Below are 16,092 nucleotides of genomic sequence, written 5' to 3' on the forward strand. Positions count from 1 at the left end.
CGTTTGATAATTAAAGTTATTCGGAAAAATAATCCAACGGACTGAGGTTTAATTTTACCAAATTTTTATAAAATAATAAAGATTTAGAATATTGTTATCAGCACGAAAAAGCACCCATCTATATGAGTGCTAGTCCGTTTTATTTTGATTGTTGTTTGTTCATGGCAGCCATCATTTGGTTGATCTTCTTTTGTGATGGTTTTTGTCCCATTTGCATCATCATCATTTTTAACATTTGTTCATTGATTGGCGGATTTTTCTTTAAGTAGCTCATCATATATTTACGAGCAATGAAAAATCCTAGTGCTACACCAGCTGCTAATGCTAGTATACCAACTAGAATGTAATAAACCATATTCAACTTCCTCCTTCATGTTGTCTACCATACAGTGTACTAAATAAAACACGATTAGACAATATCTGCAATTAGATAAATTTTCTTTCCTTTATCGGCTTTAACCAACCGTATCGCTGATGTTCAAGGTCAAGTGCCAAAAAGGAAGTCTCACATTTTCTTAGAACTTCAAAAAAAGCCGTCTCAGCTTCATAGCTGCCTTGTGCCTCGATTGTAATTAAGTCTTGAAAAACCTCTAACTTTGCCGTACTTAGTTTTCCGCTTAATTCAATTGAATATGCACCATGCTCAGCTTTAAATCCCTTGATTTTTCCAAGCTGCTTTTGGATAAGTTGATGGATCTTTAGAACCTCAACCTTTTTTGTTATATAGGAAATTTGTTTTTGTGTAATAAATTTAAGTTCGCCGTTTGCTTTTCGATGTTCCTGAAAAAGCCGAAAAAACAATCGTTCTCTTCCGAAGTAATGGGTCGCAAATTCATCTTCTATTAAATATAGCTGATATTTTCTCACCACTGTTCTCTCCTTCGTTGATTACCCTTTTTACTATTATAAAAAAAGATTAACGAAACATATGTCTTACGGCGGCAAAAACTTTCACTATTTTTGTCGATTAGCAGGAATCTAAACTATTCTTCTATAAATTCGGTAGATTTGTTGAATTTTCCTGCAAAAATTAACTTTGTTCATAATATTGTTGAAATTTGACCCTTTATACCATCAAAAAAGGAGAACGGATGATTTCCGCTCTCCCTAAAATCTCATTATTTTATTTTTGCAGAAGTGCTTTTACACGTGCAACTACGTTGTTTACAGTGAACCCGAATTCTTCCATAATCTTTTCTCCTGGTGCTGAAGCTCCGAAATGATCAATAGCAAGAACATCGCCTTCGTCACCAGTGTATTTGTGCCAGCCAAATGATGCTCCCACTTCAATTCCAAGGCGCTTTTTCACACTTCTTGGCAGAACAGAGTCTTTGTACTCTTGAGATTGCTGCTCGAATCGATCCCATGAAGGCATACTTACAACCGAAACATGAACACCTTCTCCAGCAAGCGCATTTTGAGCTTCCACTGCAAGGCTTACTTCTGATCCAGTTGCTAATAACAACGCATCTGGAGTTTCTCTTTCTGAAGGAGACACCACATATGCCCCTTTAGAAACTCCCTCGTACGCATTGATATCCGTTCCTTTTAATGTAGGTAAATCTTGACGAGTTAAAACAAGTGCAGTTGGTTTGTTGGTAGACTCAACTGCAAGTTTCCAAGCCGCTGCCGTTTCATTACCGTCTGCAGGACGAATGATTGATAATCCTGACATGGCACGTAATGCTGCAAGCTGTTCAACTGGCTCATGTGTTGGTCCATCTTCCCCAACAGCAATACTGTCATGGGTAAAGACATAAGTGACAGGTAATCCCATTAACGCTGCTAGACGAATGGCAGGACGCAAGTAGTCAGAGAAGACAAAGAATGTTCCGCCAAATACTTTTACGCCGCCATGAAGAGCAATACCGTTCATTGCAGCACCCATCGCAAATTCACGAACACCAAACCAGATATTACGGCCTTCATAGGAACCAGGCATAAAATCTTTCGTACCTTTAATCATCGTTTTATTCGAACCAGCAAGGTCTGCTGATCCACCGATAAAAATAGGTAGATTCTTAGCAATACCATTTAATACTTCACCTGAAGAGGCACGGCTTGCAAGGCTTTTTCCTTCTGGATATACAGGGATTTCTTTATCCCAACCAGCAGGAAGTTCATTATTTAATGCTTGTTCAAGCTGAGTAGCTAGTTCAGGGTACTCTTTTTTATATTGAGCGAAAAGATCATTCCACTCTTTTTCCTTTTTTTCGCCATTTTCAACGATCAGCTTCTGGAAGTTGTCATAGACTTCCTGTGGTACATGGAAATCTTCTTCAAAAGTCCATTTATAGGCTTCTTTAGTAAGTTTTAATTCATTTGCTCCAAGGGGTGAGCCATGAACACCTGAAGTTCCCGCACGGTTTGGTGAACCGTATCCAATTACTGTCCTTACTTCAATCATCGTTGGTCTGTCTAGATCGTTTTTAGCTTCTTCAAGAGCTTTTGCAATTTCTTCTAAATTATTGCCGTCTTCGACACGAACATATTGCCATCCGTATGATAGGAAGCGATCTTTGACACTTTCTGAGAACGACTTATCAAGGTCTCCATCAAGTGAGATATCGTTTGAATCATAAAGGACTACCAATCGCCCTAATTTCAAGTGTCCTGCTAGCGACGCTGCCTCAGCAGATACACCCTCCATCAAATCTCCATCTCCACAGATACTGTATGTAAAATGGTTCACAAGTTCATATTTATCTTTATTATAAACACTTGCAACATGGCGTTCTGCCATTGCCATTCCTACTGCCATTGCAATCCCCTGTCCAAGTGGACCAGTAGTTGCTTCTACACCCTCAGTGTGACCATACTCTGGGTGTCCAGGCGTTTTAGAGCCCCATTGGCGGAATTGCTTTAAGTCATCCATTGTTAAGTTGAAACCAGACAAGTGAAGCATGCTGTATAACAACGCTGAACCATGACCTGCTGACAAGACAAAACGATCACGGTTAAACCACTGTGGATTCTTTGGATTTTGGTTCAAGAAACGCGTCCATAAAGTATAGGTCATTGGCGCTGCACCCATCGGCATTCCTGGATGTCCTGAGTTTGCTTTTTCGATCGCATCAATGGAAAGCGTTCGAATGGAGGTTACAGATAAATCATCAATAGTATTAAACATGAATTACATCCTTTCCTAATCACAAGGTTACTAAATACATTTTCAATTTTATATCGCTACCGTTTTTTATTCAACAAATAGCATAATAATAAGAAATAAAAGTCACTATTTTTTTATTTTTACACAAAAATAGTCAGTATATGTAAATAGGAATACAAAAAATGTATTCCTGAACTTTTAGTGAAGTGTATTTTTTTTCCTAGCCTTGATTTTTTCCGGTGTAACGTCATTTCCTTCCGGATCAATAAACTTGGTGTTAGTAAGGGTATCAAGCATATTCGAACGAAAAGTAGCCAAATATTCACTTCTTAATTTAGTTTGCTCTTTCGCTTCTGTTTCAGTCAATCCCGTTGCTTTTGCTTTTCGTGCCAGCTCATTAATTCTAGCCATCTTTTCTTTTGAAAGCATTCCAAGACCTTCCTTTCAAACTATTTACATGACACCTGATTTTACTAAAAAAAAAACCTAATGACAAGGCAAAAGGTCTACTCTTCTTGTGATTCAATATATTCCTGGAATCTTCTATGAACCGTGGCTTTAGAAATGTTATAGCCAAAACCTCTAAGTGTAGCAGCTATTTCTGAAAAAATTAATCCATTTTTTCTTAACCGGACAATTTCTTCAATCGGAACTTCAATTTTCTCACGACCGGAGGCTTCTCCAAGATTTTTTAAGTTTTTTTCAGGTTTATAACCATTCTGAACTGCTCGCTTCATTCCACGTTTGATTTTTGCATTATGTAGTTTACGTTGGTACTCTTCAACCATACTTACGATGTTCAAAACCATGGAATCCGATTCTGAAAGCTGTAATTCTCCACTATGGGAGATACTATAAAGTTTAATATTTTCTTTTAAAATGCAATGCAAGAGTGCAATTTTGGCATTCCCCCTACCGAGTCGTGTTTCATCCTGAATTAAGAGGGCTTGTACCTGCTTATCTCTAATTAGTTCTAATAATTGAAATATCCCCTCACGATTGAAATCATAACCACTAGCCTTTTCTTTAATTACCCTATCAATCTCAAAGTGATAGGTGTTAGCTAGTTGCGTTAATTCCTCTTCCTGGCGCTTTAACGAAGATTCTTGTGTTTCCTTATTTGTGCTGACACGGCAGTATATAATTGCTTTCATAAAAGTTCCTTTCTATTCACCAACGGCGCTAGCAAATTCATTTGTAGATGAGACTTCTTTACTCACCGGAATGATAATTTCTTCACCTGGAAAAATTTGATCATCATCTAATTCATTATGCTTTTTTATCCAAGCAACAAATTCCTTGTTTGATAATGAATGTTGACCCGAAAATTGATCAGAGATTTCCCATAGTGAATCTCCTTCAGTGATTGTAACCTTTAAATAATCATCTTGCGCGTTCGAATGATGTTGGAATGATAATATGATTGAAAGTGAACAACTTAAAATAATAAGAGTAATAGCATAGGAGTATTTGTTCCATAATTTTTTCATAAATAACACCTCTTTAAGAATGTATGTTCGTTTTATTATTTTTATTATAAATCGAACGTTTGTTTGTTGTCAACTGTATTTTCGAACTTATGTTTGTATAAAAAATACGAACATGTTATAATAAAGACAACATTAACCAGGCGAGGTGGATTTTATCATGGCTAAAATATCAAAGAGGCAGCAAGATATCTTAGACTTCATTAAAAGTGAGGTTAAGAGTAAAGGATATCCCCCTTCAGTAAGGGAAATTGGAGAAGCGGTTGGACTCGCATCCAGTTCTACTGTTCACGGACATCTAGCAAGATTGGAAAGCAAAGGACTTATTAGACGGGATCCCACAAAACCAAGAGCAATTGAAATATTAGAAGCAGATGTTGCTGCACATATACCAAGAAATACAGTTGTCAATGTTCCAGTGGTTGGGAAAGTAACGGCAGGACTCCCGATTACAGCGATTGAAAATGTGGAAGAGTATTTTCCGCTTCCAGAAAGTCTTGCACCTGCAGATGAACAAGTTTTCATGTTAGAAATCATGGGTGAGAGTATGATAGAAGCTGGGATCCTAGACGGGGATTATGTAATTGTGAAACAGCAGCCAACTGCTAATAACGGGGATATTGTTGTAGCAATGACCGAGGAAGATGAAGCCACCTGTAAAAGATTTTTCAAGGAAAAAGATTACATACGCCTGCAGCCGGAAAATTCTACAATGGACCCTATTATCTTAAGGAATGTTTCGATTTTAGGTAAAGTCATTGGGGTTTACCGACATATTCATTAAGTTTAAGAGAGTTGGCATACACGTGCCGGCTCTTTTTTTGTTGTGGCTAATCAACCTCAAGCTGAAGCAATTACAGAATCCGGGATAGAGTGGGGCTACGTGACCGTTGTAGAAGAATTCCTACGAGGTGGGGCACGTAGAGGCGAACTACGTGACCTTTCCGCAAGAATTCCTACGAGGTGGGGCACGTAGAGGCGGACTACGTGACCTTTTCGGAAGAACTTCTACGAGTTGGAGCACGTAGAGCCGAACTACGTGACCTTTCCGCAAGAATTCCTACGAGGTGGGGCACGTAGAGACAGCCTACGTGACCTTTCCGGAAGAATTCCTACGAGGTGGGCACGTAGAGGCGGACTACGTGACCTTTCCGGAAGAATTCCTACGAGGTGGGGCACCTAGAGGCGAACTACGTGACCTTTCCAGAAGAATTCCTACGTGACGTTCCAGAAGAATAATAGTGAGGTCTGTCTCGTACTGTTGTCTCTATGCCAGAAGAGCTGCATTAATACTCAAAATAAAAAGGAGCAGCCATAAGCCACTCCTTTAATGCCTATTTCGCTATTCTTGCTTGTATTTCAGATAGTTTTACCTTAAAAAGCACTTTATATACTTTCGTGTCCCCTTCATTAAAACTGGAATGTGTAACATACGTTCCTTTCAAGGTCTTGCGCTGTTCATCAAATAGGAAACATTCCTGACCTTTTGTTCCTGATTCTATCAAACTTAAAATAAGATCAGGCTTCTTATACGTCTTTTCTCGTAGTATTTCTTGGGTTAGAGCATTACAAATTTGCAGTTTATACAATTTAGAGCACCTCCCAAATGTTTACAACTTAAGCATATATTATTTAGGATTAAGTAAACCGTAAAAATTGTGAATTTTTAAAGAACATCAAGCACCTCTTTTTCTATTCTATTCCTATTAATTTTATTTAGAATGATCTAGGATGCCTAATTGGAAAAAGAGCCATTGAAGTTATTGACGTTCGAAGTCGTTGAGAAGGAGCAATTTGGGTCGACAATCAGGCTTATTGGCTACCGTAATTGTTTAATGGAAAAACCGGGTAGCCAATGGATGGCATTTTTCACTGAGAGAATCTAAGAAAAGAAGCGCGACATAGAAAAACCCTGACGCCAGGCGCCAGGGCTTTAGATAATATTAATACATGCTCATATATTGATCGCGTTCCCATTGGTGAACGACTGTGCGGAACATATCCCATTCGATTTCTTTAGCTTCAAGGAAGTGTTCCATAATGTGCTCGCCAAGACCAGACACAATCACTTCATCAGCTTTCAGTTGATCTAATGCTTGAGCTAATGTTGCTGGAAGATCGATGATTCCTTCTTCGATTCTTTCTTCTTTGCTCATTACATAGATGTTTCTGTCAACTGGTGCCGGCGGAGTTAATTTATTTTTAATTCCGTCTAAGCCAGCTTTAAGAAGTACAGCCATTGCAAGGTATGGATTAGCAGATGGGTCTACACTTCTTACTTCAACACGTGTACTTAATCCACGAGAAGCAGGAATACGAATTAATGGTGAACGGTTTCTAGCTGACCAAGCAACGTAGCAAGGTGCTTCATAACCTGGAACAAGACGCTTATAAGAGTTTACAGTTGGGTTTGTTACCGCTGTAAAGGCTGGAGCGTGCTTAAGGATACCTGCAATAAATTGACGAGCTGTATCGCTCATTTCTAAGTCGCCGCTTGGCTGATAGAATGCATTTTCTCCATTTGTAAATAATGAAAGGTTCATGTGCATTCCAGATCCATTGACTCCGTATAACGGTTTTGGCATGAATGTTGCGTGCAAACCGTGTTTACGAGCAATTGTTTTAACAACTAGCTTGAACGTTTGGATTTGGTCACATGCTGTTAATGCATCTGCATATTTAAAGTCAATTTCATGCTGACCTGGTGCTACCTCATGGTGAGAAGCTTCAATTTCAAAGCCCATTTCTTCTAACTCAAGCACGATATCACGACGACAGTTTTCACCTAAATCTGTTGGTGCTAAGTCAAAATATCCGCCTTGGTCATTTAACTCTAAACTTGGTTCGCCTTTTTCATCTAATTTAAATAAGAAGAATTCCGGCTCAGGTCCAAGGTTAAAGTTAGTGAAACCTAACTCTTCCATTTCTTTTAATACTCTTCTTAAGTTATTACGAGGATCTCCTTCAAATGGTTTTCCTTCTGGAGTATAAATATCACAAATTAAGCGGGCAACTTTCCCTTTTTCTGCTGTCCATGGGAATACAACCCATGTGTTAAGGTCAGGATATAGTAACATATCAGATTCTTCAATACGTACAAAACCTTCAATTGAAGAACCGTCAAACATCATTTTGTTATCAAGTGCTTTTTCTAATTGGCTTATTGGAATCTCCACGTTTTTGATAGTTCCAAGGATGTCTGTGAATTGCAAACGAATAAATTTCACGTTTTCTTCGACCGCTAATCTTTTAATATCTTCTCTTGAATACTTCGCCATTTCCTTACCTCCTATTTTTTAAAAAGAAAACTTCCACATTAATGAAAGAATCTTGACATATCTCCTTGACGTAAAGAGGATCGATTGTTTCGACCTAAATGCATCATTTCGTTGCGTAGCAGCTTTCTAAGCTGTTCATCTGTTAATTCGCGCTTAGTCTTTTCTGTTTGTTGCTCAAGAATGTTTGATTGTTGCGCTTTTACTAGGAACAATTGTTTAATGCCAGCCATATTGACACCTTGATCAATTAAATCCTTAATTTCTAGAAGCCTATCAATATCATTTAAACAATATAAACGTCTATTCCCCTCGGTTCTTGCTGGAGAAATCAATTGGTGTTCTTCGTAGTAACGAATTTGCCTGGCTGTGAGTTCCGTTAGTTGCATGACTGTTCCGATTGGAAACAGTGGCATGGAACGGCGAATTTCCTTTCCACTCATCTAATTCCTCCTCCCCTCGGGTTGATTATAATACTATTATATTTTGTGTTAGAAAAGTTGTCAATGATATGTTAGGTTTTCTTACATTAAAATTTTTAAAATAATTGGACACTTAGCTGTTCTCCAAAAACAATTCGATTAATCCTTTATCCGTTAAGTGGTCTATGGCCAGACAAACAGCCATCTTTACGTGTGCATAGGTTAAACCACCTTGTACATAGGCAACATATGGTGGTCTAATCGGTCCATCTGCGGTGAGTTCAATGCTCGCCCCCTGAATAAAAGTACCTGCTGCCATAATTACATCGTCCTCATACCCTGGCATATAACTGGCATGGGGTGTGACATAAGAATTAATCGGTGATGCGAATTGAATGGCCTGACAAAAAGCAATCATTTTATCTCGGTCATCAAACTGGACAGACTGAATTAAGTCCGTCCTTTTAGCATTCCATTTCGGAGAAGAATTCATGCCTAATTTCTCCAACATCGCTGCTGTGAAAACGGCCCCTTTTAATGCCTGGCCAACCACATGGGGGGCAAGAAAAAAACCTTGATACATTTCTTGAAGACTATAGAGGGACGCTCCTGCTTCGGCTCCTATCCCTGGTGAAGTCATTCGATACGAACATGCCTCCACCCACTGTTTTTTACCAACAATATAGCCGCCAGTCTTCACAATCCCTCCGCCTGGATTTTTGATTAGTGACCCTGCGATTAAGTCCGCACCGACATGACAAGGCTCGGTCTCCTCAACAAATTCCCCATAGCAATTATCTACAAATACGACCACATCCTGTTTAATTTCTTTGACAAACGTGATCATTTCTGCAATTTCTGCAATCGTAAAAGATGGTCTTGTGGCATAGCCCTTGGAACGCTGAATGCCAATCATTTTTGTATTCGGTTTTATTTTCTTTGAGACAGCCTCCCAATCAATTCCACCTTGATTCGTCAGAGCTACACTATCATAGGAAATTCCAAATTCCTTTAATGAGCCAACCCCGTTCCCACGAAGTCCAACAATTTCTTCAAGCGTATCATAGGGTTTGCCCGTTATATATAGAAGTTCATCCCCAGGTCGAAGAACTCCAAATAAGGCAATGGAAATGGCATGTGTGCCAGAGATTATTTGCGGACGAACAAGTCCTGCTTCTCCCCCAAAGACGTCTGCATAGACCATTTCTAGTGTATCCCTGCCATGATCGTCATAGCCATACCCTGTCGACGGATTAAAATGTGAATCACTCACTCTTTTGTTTTGAAAGCTTTTTAATACCCGAAATTGATTTGATTCGATTCTATTGTCTATTTCTTTATGTACTTTAGCGATTTGTTGTTCAACTTCCTCTACCAACGGCTGAAGCTTTTCCCCATTTTTTAACTGTTGAAACATGTTGTGACTCCTATCTATATTGTGAATTTCTTTAATTGTCCTGTAATTTGATGATCCTGAAGTGTATATCCTTTGCATCGATAGAATTGATCTTCTTCATCAAATACAAGCTCTCTTAATATTGTCTCATTTTTTAATAAAGAAAGCAGCTTTCCTTCTGTGGACGGAATCTGAACTTCGTAAGAATCCATCATTTCCATAACTACCTTCTCCATTTGCTGTTTCAAGGCTTGACGGTCCTCTGCATCAAATGCGCTAATAAACGCGGTCGGTGTATCAGCGGTTGGGACAAAATCTGAATGCTGTATATCTTTTTTATTATATACTGTTATTTGCGGGATATCTTTAACTTCCAAGTCTTCAAGCAACTTTTTAACTGTTTTTTCGTGATGGAAATAATCTGGGTTGGACATATCGACCACATGAAGAAGCAAATCAGCTTCCTTGACTTCCTCAAGCGTCGATCGAAATGCAGCAATAAGTGTTGTCGGTAAATCTTGTATAAACCCAACCGTATCGGTAATCAAGGCTAGGAAACCACTTGGTAAAATCAATTTTCGTGTCATTGGATCTAGGGTGGCAAACAATTGATTTTCCTCGTACGACTCTGATTCGGATAAACGATTGAAAAGACTGGATTTACCGGCATTGGTATAACCGACAATAGCGACCTGAAAGGTTTTATTTTTCTTTCTTCTTTCTCTGTATCGATCCCTGTGCTGAACGATGACGGAAAGTTGGGTTTTAATTTCATCGATTCTGCGGCGGATATGCCGGCGGTCTGATTCTAACTTTGTTTCACCAGGACCTCTTGTTCCTATCCCAGCCCCCAAACGGGATAATGCAGTTCCCTGACCCGCAAGACGAGGAAGCATGTATTGCAATTGGGCAAGTTCAACCTGTAATTTCCCTTCTTTGGAGCGAGCCCTTTGTGCAAAAATGTCTAAGATGAGCTGGGTTCTGTCGATGATTCGGGCATTTATTTCCGTAGAGAGATTTCTTTTTTGACTGGGTGATAGCTCGTCATTAAAAATGACTATATCTGCCTCCAGTTCATCCACCAGGACATTAAGTTCCTCCACTTTCCCTTTACCTATATAGGTAGCTGGGTGGCGCCGGTCCCGTTTTTGAACGACTGATTTCAATACTTCACCCTGAGCGGTTTCTGTTAGTGCACCTAACTCTTCCATTGAATAATGAAAACGCAAATCCGTATCCCCATTGGTTTGACAGCCTACGAGGATCGCCTTCTCTTTCGTGTCTTTTTGTTCCATAAGGCATCGTTCCTTCCGTAATCTTCTATCTCCCATCATAACAAAAAAAGGTTGTATACTCTAATTTGCCCAACATTAGAAAAAACTTATTGTAATTTCCCCACATCTTGATATAATCTTACTGTTTTCAAATAACAATTTTATTACTTTTTTCATAGTGTTATATAAAATATAGATTTCAAGGAGAATTCGGATAGATGACATGGGAAGTTTTAAGTATGATTGGAACAATCGCCTTCGCCGTTAGTGGGGCCATTGTTGCGATGGAAGAGGAATATGATATTTTTGGCGTATACATTTTAGGTATTGTCACCGCTTTTGGCGGCGGGGCGGTTCGAAACCTATTAATCGGTGTACCTGTATCAGCACTTTGGGAACAAGGGTTATTTTTTCAAATTGCCTTATTATCCATAACAGCTGTGTTTTTATTTCCAAGCAACCTCTTAAAACACTGGCAAAAATGGGGGAACCTATTTGATGCAATTGGCCTTTCCGCCTTTGCCATCCAAGGTGCTCTTTACGCCGTTAAAATGAATCATCCGCTTAGTGCAGTTATTGTTGCAGCGGTGCTAACCGGAATCGGCGGCGGGATTATTCGTGATTTATTGGCAGGAAGAAAACCAATCGTCCTACGATCGGAAATCTATGCAATATGGGCGATATTGACAGGCTTATTTATCGGACTTAAGATCGTGACGCATTCTTGGGAATTGTATTCTCTCTTTTTCCTTGTGACGGTTTTACGCGTCCTTTCCTATACCTTTGATTGGAAGCTGCCGATACGTAAATTTGAGGCCAATTAATAACTAATCCAAATAGAAACGGCAGATTGCTTAGAATCTGCCGTTTTTTTGTCTCTAATCTTCTTCAAACACAAGATCATTACTTCTAATTGTCATTAATTCATGCCTGTCATAACTATTTAACATGAGCAGCCTCATGGCCTGGGCGCGGATCGATTTTTCAATGATATTTCGTACATACCTTCCATTTGAAAAACTATTTGGACTTAATACCGCTTTAACCCATATTAAATGTTCTTTTAACTTTTTTTCCGCCTCATGGCTAAACGTGTATTCTCTTTCGATTAACATTCTCGCCGAAATTTCCATTAGTTGATTTATATTGTAGTCAGGAAAATCAATAACTAATGGAAAGCGTGAATGGAGTCCAGGATTAAGGGTCAAGAAATACTCCATTTCACGGGAGTATCCAGCAAGGATAAGAATAAACTCATGCTGCTTATCTTCCATATGCTTAACCAATGTATCGATTGCTTCTTTGCCGAAATCCTTCTCACCGCCGCGCCCCAATGAGTAAGCCTCATCGATGAACAAAATCCCCCCTTGGGCCTTCTTGATTAAATCCCTTGTCTTCTGTGCTGTATGACCAATATACTCCCCCACGAGGTCCGCACGTTCTGCCTCTATTAAGTGTCCTTTTGTTAAAACGCTCATTTTTTGAAATAACTTACCTATTAATCTAGCGACTGTTGTTTTACCTGTTCCAGGATTTCCTTTAAACATCATATGGAGGGCTTGTTTTCTTGCTTTTAAACCCATTTCCTCACGTTTTTTATTCACGTAAATCCATGCATAAATTTCCTTTATCATCTTTTTCATTTCTTCCATGCCAACAAGAGCCCCTAACTCCTCTTCAATTTCCTTTAGAGCCGAATGCTCAGGTGGAATGTCCTTTGGAACCACCTGAAAGTCAGGTAACTCTTTTGTCATCGTTTTCCCTATTTGTGAATTGAGAACTACTCTTATTTGGCCGTTACTTTTCATTCTGATGGGTTGGTCCAAAGCTTTCACCTCTCATTTTTACCAACAGTTTATATGATGAGTTTTTATGGCCACTCAGAATTTACATTCTGAACTGATTATTTGCACAAAGGAAAGCATAATCCTTCATTTTATATGTATTCAAACTCCCTGAATTTCATTAAAAAAGTTTTTTATAATAAATAAAAAAAGCCCAATGAATGGGCTCCTAACTATGACTTATTGGTTATCCAGTTCAAGCTGCACGTTTCTTTGCGGTGCAAAAGTTGAAATAGCATGCTTATATACTAATTGTTGCTTTCCTTCTGATTCAAAAAGAACTGTAAAATTATCAAAGCCCTTAATTTGGCCTCTTAATTGAAAACCGTTAAGTAAAAAGACGGTAACATGTATGTTATCTTTGCGGCACTGGTTTAAAAATTGGTCCTGAATATTGATTGTTGTTTTCATTTGTATTTCCTCCTCTTTTATCTCTACTAATATGTATTCGATTTTACTTTAAGCTTTCCTTCAACACAACGTGAAATTTCCGTTATTTTTTTTGAGGTGTCCTCCACATTGGTCATATCAAACCATGATACCTCCATTTTGTTCCGAAACCAAGTTAATTGCCTTTTTGCGTATCTTCTTGAATTTTGTTTTAAATTCTCTATAGCCTCTTCTAAAGGTACTCTACCTTCTAAATAGGCATACATTTCTTTGTAGCCAATTGCTTGGATCGATTGACAATCGCGCAAACCCCTTTGATACAAACCTTTTACTTCCTCGATAAGCCCTTCCTCCATCATTAAATCCACTCGATAATTAATGCGCTCATAAAGTTTCTCGCGTTCCATCGATAAACCAACTATTGCTGTATTGTACAAAAGATCTGGTTGTTGTGTGCTTTGGAATTCTTGCATCGTCTTACCTGTAAGATGGAAGATTTCAAGTGCGCGAATGACTCTTCTTACATTATTTTGATGGATTTGTGAAGCACTACCTGGATCCACCTCCAACAATTCTTTATAAAGTGCCTCATTCCCTATTTTCTTGACTCTTTCCTCTAGCTTAAGACGATAGGACTCATCGCCTGGTACATCAGAAAATTGATAATCATAAATGACGGACTGTATATACAACCCTGTTCCACCGACAATAATGGGCAGCTTTCCCTTTTTAGCAATCTCACCTATTTTAGCCCGAACAAGGAGTTGAAATTCAGCAACGGAAAAATTTTCAAATGGCTCTTTAATATCAATCAGATAGTGAGGAATACCTTCCATTTCATCCTTTTTGATTTTTGCCGTCCCAATATCCATGCCACGATAGATTTGCATAGAATCTCCGCTGATAATTTCACCATTGTAGCGTTTAGCCATTTCGATACTTAACTTTGTTTTTCCGACGGCGGTTGGTCCGATGATCACTAATAATTTTTGTTTTGAATCCAATATTTTCACACTGCCTTATCCCATTTTCAGTGAAAGCAGGTTTATGATTCCACTTCCACCCCTTTATCGTAACATAATTTTTAAAAGCAGTAGAACATCAAACTAGTATATACATAAAAGTTCATTTCTATGCCGTTAATTGGACATGAAATTTATTTTATCCACTTTTATTCCTAAATAGGGATAATTTTCTTGTAAATTTACAAAAGGATAACGGTTCATTTACAAAAGGCTTTCCACCCCCAAATTTATGGTAGACTAACTCGTAGCTTATTTTGAATGAAAAATAGGGAAATTAGGTGAAGGAATATGTTATCTACTTTTGATATAGGTATTGATTTAGGAACTGCAAATATACTAGTTTATAGTAAAAATAAAGGAATCGTTATTAATGAGCCTTCTGTTGTGGCGATTGATACAGTGACAAAAAATGTTGTAGCTGTTGGTACAGAAGCCAAGGAAATGATAGGAAAGACACCTGAAAAAATCGTCGCCATTCGTCCCATGAAGGATGGCGTAATCGCAGATTATGATGTAACCACTGAATTACTAAAACACATTATGCGCAATGCATCCAAAAAGATTGGTTTTGCTGTTCGCAAACCAAATGTCGTCGTTAGTATTCCATCTGGTTCCACAAGTGTGGAAAGAAGAGCGATCCAAGATGCAGTAAGACAGGCTGGGGCAAAAAAAATCAGCTTAATTGAGGAACCAGTTGCAGCCGCAATTGGTGCTGGATTACCTGTCGATGAACCAGTTGCCAATGTGGTAGTGGATATTGGCGGAGGCAATACAGAGGTAGCGATTATTTCCTTTGGCGGGGTAGTTGCATGCCATTCAATTAAAATTGGTGGTGACCGCCTCGATGAAGATATTATTCAACATGTTCGGAAAGAATATAATATCCTAATTGGTGAAAGAACTGCGGAAAACATCAAAATGGAAATTGGTTTTGCTCTCATTGACCATGAAGAACGTTTCATGGATGTCCGGGGTCGCGACCTATTAACTGGACTGCCAAAAACGATTAAACTATCATCCTATGAAATTCGTGTGGCGATCAAGGAAGCACTATTGCATATTTTAGAAGCCATTCGTGCAACCCTAGAGGATTGCCCAGCAGAGCTCAGTGGAGACATCGTCGACAGGGGCGTAATTCTGACCGGCGGTGGAGCATTATTGAATGGGATGGAGGCATGGCTAAGTGAAGAGATAGTTGTTCCTGTCCAGCTTGCCCCAAACCCTCTAGAATCGGTAGCGATAGGAACTGGAAAGGCCCTAATGTATATGAGCAAGCTCCCAGTAGCTGTGAAATAAGCAACTTGGGCGGCAAGATCATTTCCAGAGATTGCACTCATATTAATAGTAATCAAATTAATAGTAATATCAAAGTTGCAGAAAAATCCTTTTCTGCAGCTTTTTTTCTTTTGGGTCGTCATGAATAGCATGTCTACGTTACCCGATTCATTATTTCCCCTCGGTTTCGGGCACGTAGGGCCTCTCTACGTGACCGGGCTCATTGGTTATCCTCGGTTTCGGGCACGTAGGACCTCTCTACGTGACCGGGCTCATTGGTTATCCTCGGTTTCGGGCACGTAGATCCTCTCTACGTGACCGGGTTCATTGGTTATCCTCGGTTTCGGGCACGTGAACCTCTCTACGTGACCGGGTTCATTGGTTATCATCGGTTTCGGGCATTTAGATCCTCTCTACGTGACCGGGTTCATTGGTTATCCTCGGTTTCGGGCACGTAGGACCTCTCTACGTGACCACATTCAATGTTTACCCCCGGTTTCGGGCACGTAGAGCCATCCATCTTTTCAATAAAATCACTTAACCAACACTCAAAAAAAAAGAACGCACCCTAATAAAATAGGAACGTTCTTCTTAG

18 protein-coding genes are annotated in these 16,092 nt (G+C 39.1%); 4 read left to right on the forward strand and 14 right to left on the reverse strand.

What is annotated here, in order from left to right; genetic code table 11:
- Positions 1 to 139: 139 nt before the first annotated feature.
- From QF028_RS17195 to yneA, 6 genes are all read right to left on the reverse strand, one after another.
- Positions 140 to 355, reverse strand: a complete 216-nt coding sequence (locus QF028_RS17195) for a YneF family protein (protein ID WP_215000555.1) — start codon at positions 353 to 355, stop codon at positions 140 to 142.
- 71 nt (positions 356 to 426) lie between these two features.
- Entirely contained in the window at positions 427 to 867 is a 441-nt protein-coding gene (gene sirA, locus QF028_RS17200; protein WP_215000553.1) for a sporulation inhibitor of replication protein SirA, read from the reverse strand.
- A gap of 256 nt (positions 868 to 1,123) precedes the next feature.
- Complete coding sequence (gene tkt, locus QF028_RS17205; protein ID WP_429467192.1) at positions 1,124 to 3,130, reverse strand: transketolase; 2,007 nt, start codon at positions 3,128 to 3,130, stop codon at positions 1,124 to 1,126.
- Between the two features lie 177 nt (positions 3,131 to 3,307).
- Positions 3,308 to 3,538: a DUF896 domain-containing protein gene (locus tag QF028_RS17210; protein WP_088086536.1), complete on the reverse strand. Its 231-nt coding sequence runs from the start codon at positions 3,536 to 3,538 to the stop codon at positions 3,308 to 3,310.
- 77 nt (positions 3,539 to 3,615) lie between these two features.
- Positions 3,616 to 4,263: a YneB family resolvase-like protein gene (locus tag QF028_RS17215; RefSeq protein WP_429467195.1), complete on the reverse strand. Its 648-nt coding sequence runs from the start codon at positions 4,261 to 4,263 to the stop codon at positions 3,616 to 3,618.
- 12 nt (positions 4,264 to 4,275) lie between these two features.
- Entirely contained in the window at positions 4,276 to 4,599 is a 324-nt protein-coding gene (yneA, locus tag QF028_RS17220) for a cell division suppressor protein YneA (protein WP_429467197.1), read from the reverse strand.
- Between the two features lie 157 nt (positions 4,600 to 4,756).
- Between yneA and lexA the strand changes: the two genes are divergently transcribed.
- Positions 4,757 to 5,380: a transcriptional repressor LexA gene (gene lexA, locus QF028_RS17225; RefSeq protein ID WP_168242900.1), complete on the forward strand. Its 624-nt coding sequence runs from the start codon at positions 4,757 to 4,759 to the stop codon at positions 5,378 to 5,380.
- 550 nt (positions 5,381 to 5,930) lie between these two features.
- Here the strand turns inward: lexA and QF028_RS17230 are convergent.
- Positions 5,931 to 6,185 (reverse strand): hypothetical protein, encoded by a 255-nt coding sequence (locus tag QF028_RS17230; protein ID WP_214716003.1) that lies wholly within the window; start codon positions 6,183 to 6,185, stop codon positions 5,931 to 5,933.
- Between the two features lie 150 nt (positions 6,186 to 6,335).
- Here QF028_RS17230 and QF028_RS17235 point away from each other — a divergent pair, with 150 nt between their 5' ends.
- Positions 6,336 to 6,482 (forward strand): hypothetical protein, encoded by a 147-nt coding sequence (locus tag QF028_RS17235; RefSeq protein ID WP_429467200.1) that lies wholly within the window; start codon positions 6,336 to 6,338, stop codon positions 6,480 to 6,482.
- Positions 6,483 to 6,539: 57 nt separating this feature from the next.
- Here the strand turns inward: QF028_RS17235 and glnA are convergent, their stop codons facing one another.
- The 4 genes from glnA to hflX all read right to left on the reverse strand — a co-directional run bounded on the left by glnA (position 6,540) and on the right by hflX (position 10,984).
- Positions 6,540 to 7,874, reverse strand: coding sequence for a type I glutamate--ammonia ligase (gene glnA / locus QF028_RS17240; RefSeq protein WP_215000543.1), 1,335 nt, complete (start codon positions 7,872 to 7,874; stop codon positions 6,540 to 6,542).
- A 38-nt stretch (positions 7,875 to 7,912) separates the two neighbouring features.
- A complete protein-coding gene (locus QF028_RS17245) occupies positions 7,913 to 8,314 on the reverse strand; it encodes a MerR family transcriptional regulator (protein ID WP_215000541.1) in 402 nt (133 codons plus the stop codon).
- A 112-nt stretch (positions 8,315 to 8,426) separates the two neighbouring features.
- Complete coding sequence (locus QF028_RS17250; protein WP_429467203.1) at positions 8,427 to 9,710, reverse strand: aminotransferase class I/II-fold pyridoxal phosphate-dependent enzyme; 1,284 nt, start codon at positions 9,708 to 9,710, stop codon at positions 8,427 to 8,429.
- Between the two features lie 14 nt (positions 9,711 to 9,724).
- Complete coding sequence (gene hflX, locus QF028_RS17255; protein ID WP_429467206.1) at positions 9,725 to 10,984, reverse strand: GTPase HflX; 1,260 nt, start codon at positions 10,982 to 10,984, stop codon at positions 9,725 to 9,727.
- 197 nt (positions 10,985 to 11,181) lie between these two features.
- On the opposite strand from hflX, the gene QF028_RS17260 reads away from it, so the two are divergent.
- A complete protein-coding gene (locus tag QF028_RS17260) occupies positions 11,182 to 11,787 on the forward strand; it encodes a trimeric intracellular cation channel family protein (RefSeq protein WP_429467208.1) in 606 nt (201 codons plus the stop codon).
- Positions 11,788 to 11,841: 54 nt separating this feature from the next.
- Here the strand turns inward: QF028_RS17260 and spoVK are convergent, their stop codons facing one another.
- The 3 genes from spoVK to miaA form a co-directional block, all read right to left on the reverse strand.
- Positions 11,842 to 12,789: a stage V sporulation protein K gene (gene spoVK, locus QF028_RS17265; RefSeq protein WP_088086526.1), complete on the reverse strand. Its 948-nt coding sequence runs from the start codon at positions 12,787 to 12,789 to the stop codon at positions 11,842 to 11,844.
- A 198-nt stretch (positions 12,790 to 12,987) separates the two neighbouring features.
- Entirely contained in the window at positions 12,988 to 13,218 is a 231-nt protein-coding gene (gene hfq, locus QF028_RS17270; RefSeq protein WP_088086525.1) for an RNA chaperone Hfq, read from the reverse strand.
- Positions 13,219 to 13,244: 26 nt separating this feature from the next.
- Positions 13,245 to 14,201, reverse strand: coding sequence for a tRNA (adenosine(37)-N6)-dimethylallyltransferase MiaA (miaA, locus tag QF028_RS17275; protein ID WP_429472401.1), 957 nt, complete (start codon positions 14,199 to 14,201; stop codon positions 13,245 to 13,247).
- A 309-nt stretch (positions 14,202 to 14,510) separates the two neighbouring features.
- Here miaA and mreBH point away from each other — a divergent pair, with 309 nt between their 5' ends.
- A complete protein-coding gene (mreBH, locus tag QF028_RS17280) occupies positions 14,511 to 15,518 on the forward strand; it encodes a rod-share determining protein MreBH (protein WP_088086524.1) in 1,008 nt (335 codons plus the stop codon).
- The last annotated feature ends 574 nt before the right edge of the window (positions 15,519 to 16,092 follow it).

It is taken from the genome of Neobacillus sp. B4I6 (assembly GCF_050434045.1).
GTDB lineage: Bacteria > Bacillota > Bacilli > Bacillales > Cytobacillaceae > Neobacillus.

Coding starts and splice junctions, on each gene's coding strand:
- QF028_RS17195 (WP_215000555.1), bottom strand. CDS start 355: ATGGTTTATTACATTCTAGTTGGTATACTAGCATTAGCAGCTGGTGTA.
- tkt (WP_429467192.1), bottom strand. CDS start 3,130: ATGTTTAATACTATTGATGATTTATCTGTAACCTCCATTCGAACGCTT.
- QF028_RS17210 (WP_088086536.1), bottom strand. CDS start 3,538: ATGCTTTCAAAAGAAAAGATGGCTAGAATTAATGAGCTGGCACGAAAA.
- QF028_RS17215 (WP_429467195.1), bottom strand. CDS start 4,263: ATGAAAGCAATTATATACTGCCGTGTCAGCACAAATAAGGAAACACAA.
- yneA (WP_429467197.1), bottom strand. CDS start 4,599: ATGAAAAAATTATGGAACAAATACTCCTATGCTATTACTCTTATTATT.
- lexA (WP_168242900.1), top strand. CDS start 4,757: ATGGCTAAAATATCAAAGAGGCAGCAAGATATCTTAGACTTCATTAAA.
- glnA (WP_215000543.1), bottom strand. CDS start 7,874: ATGGCGAAGTATTCAAGAGAAGATATTAAAAGATTAGCGGTCGAAGAA.
- QF028_RS17245 (WP_215000541.1), bottom strand. CDS start 8,314: ATGAGTGGAAAGGAAATTCGCCGTTCCATGCCACTGTTTCCAATCGGA.
- QF028_RS17250 (WP_429467203.1), bottom strand. CDS start 9,710: ATGTTTCAACAGTTAAAAAATGGGGAAAAGCTTCAGCCGTTGGTAGAG.
- hflX (WP_429467206.1), bottom strand. CDS start 10,984: ATGGAACAAAAAGACACGAAAGAGAAGGCGATCCTCGTAGGCTGTCAA.
- QF028_RS17260 (WP_429467208.1), top strand. CDS start 11,182: ATGACATGGGAAGTTTTAAGTATGATTGGAACAATCGCCTTCGCCGTT.
- hfq (WP_088086525.1), bottom strand. CDS start 13,218: ATGAAAACAACAATCAATATTCAGGACCAATTTTTAAACCAGTGCCGC.
- mreBH (WP_088086524.1), top strand. CDS start 14,511: ATGTTATCTACTTTTGATATAGGTATTGATTTAGGAACTGCAAATATA.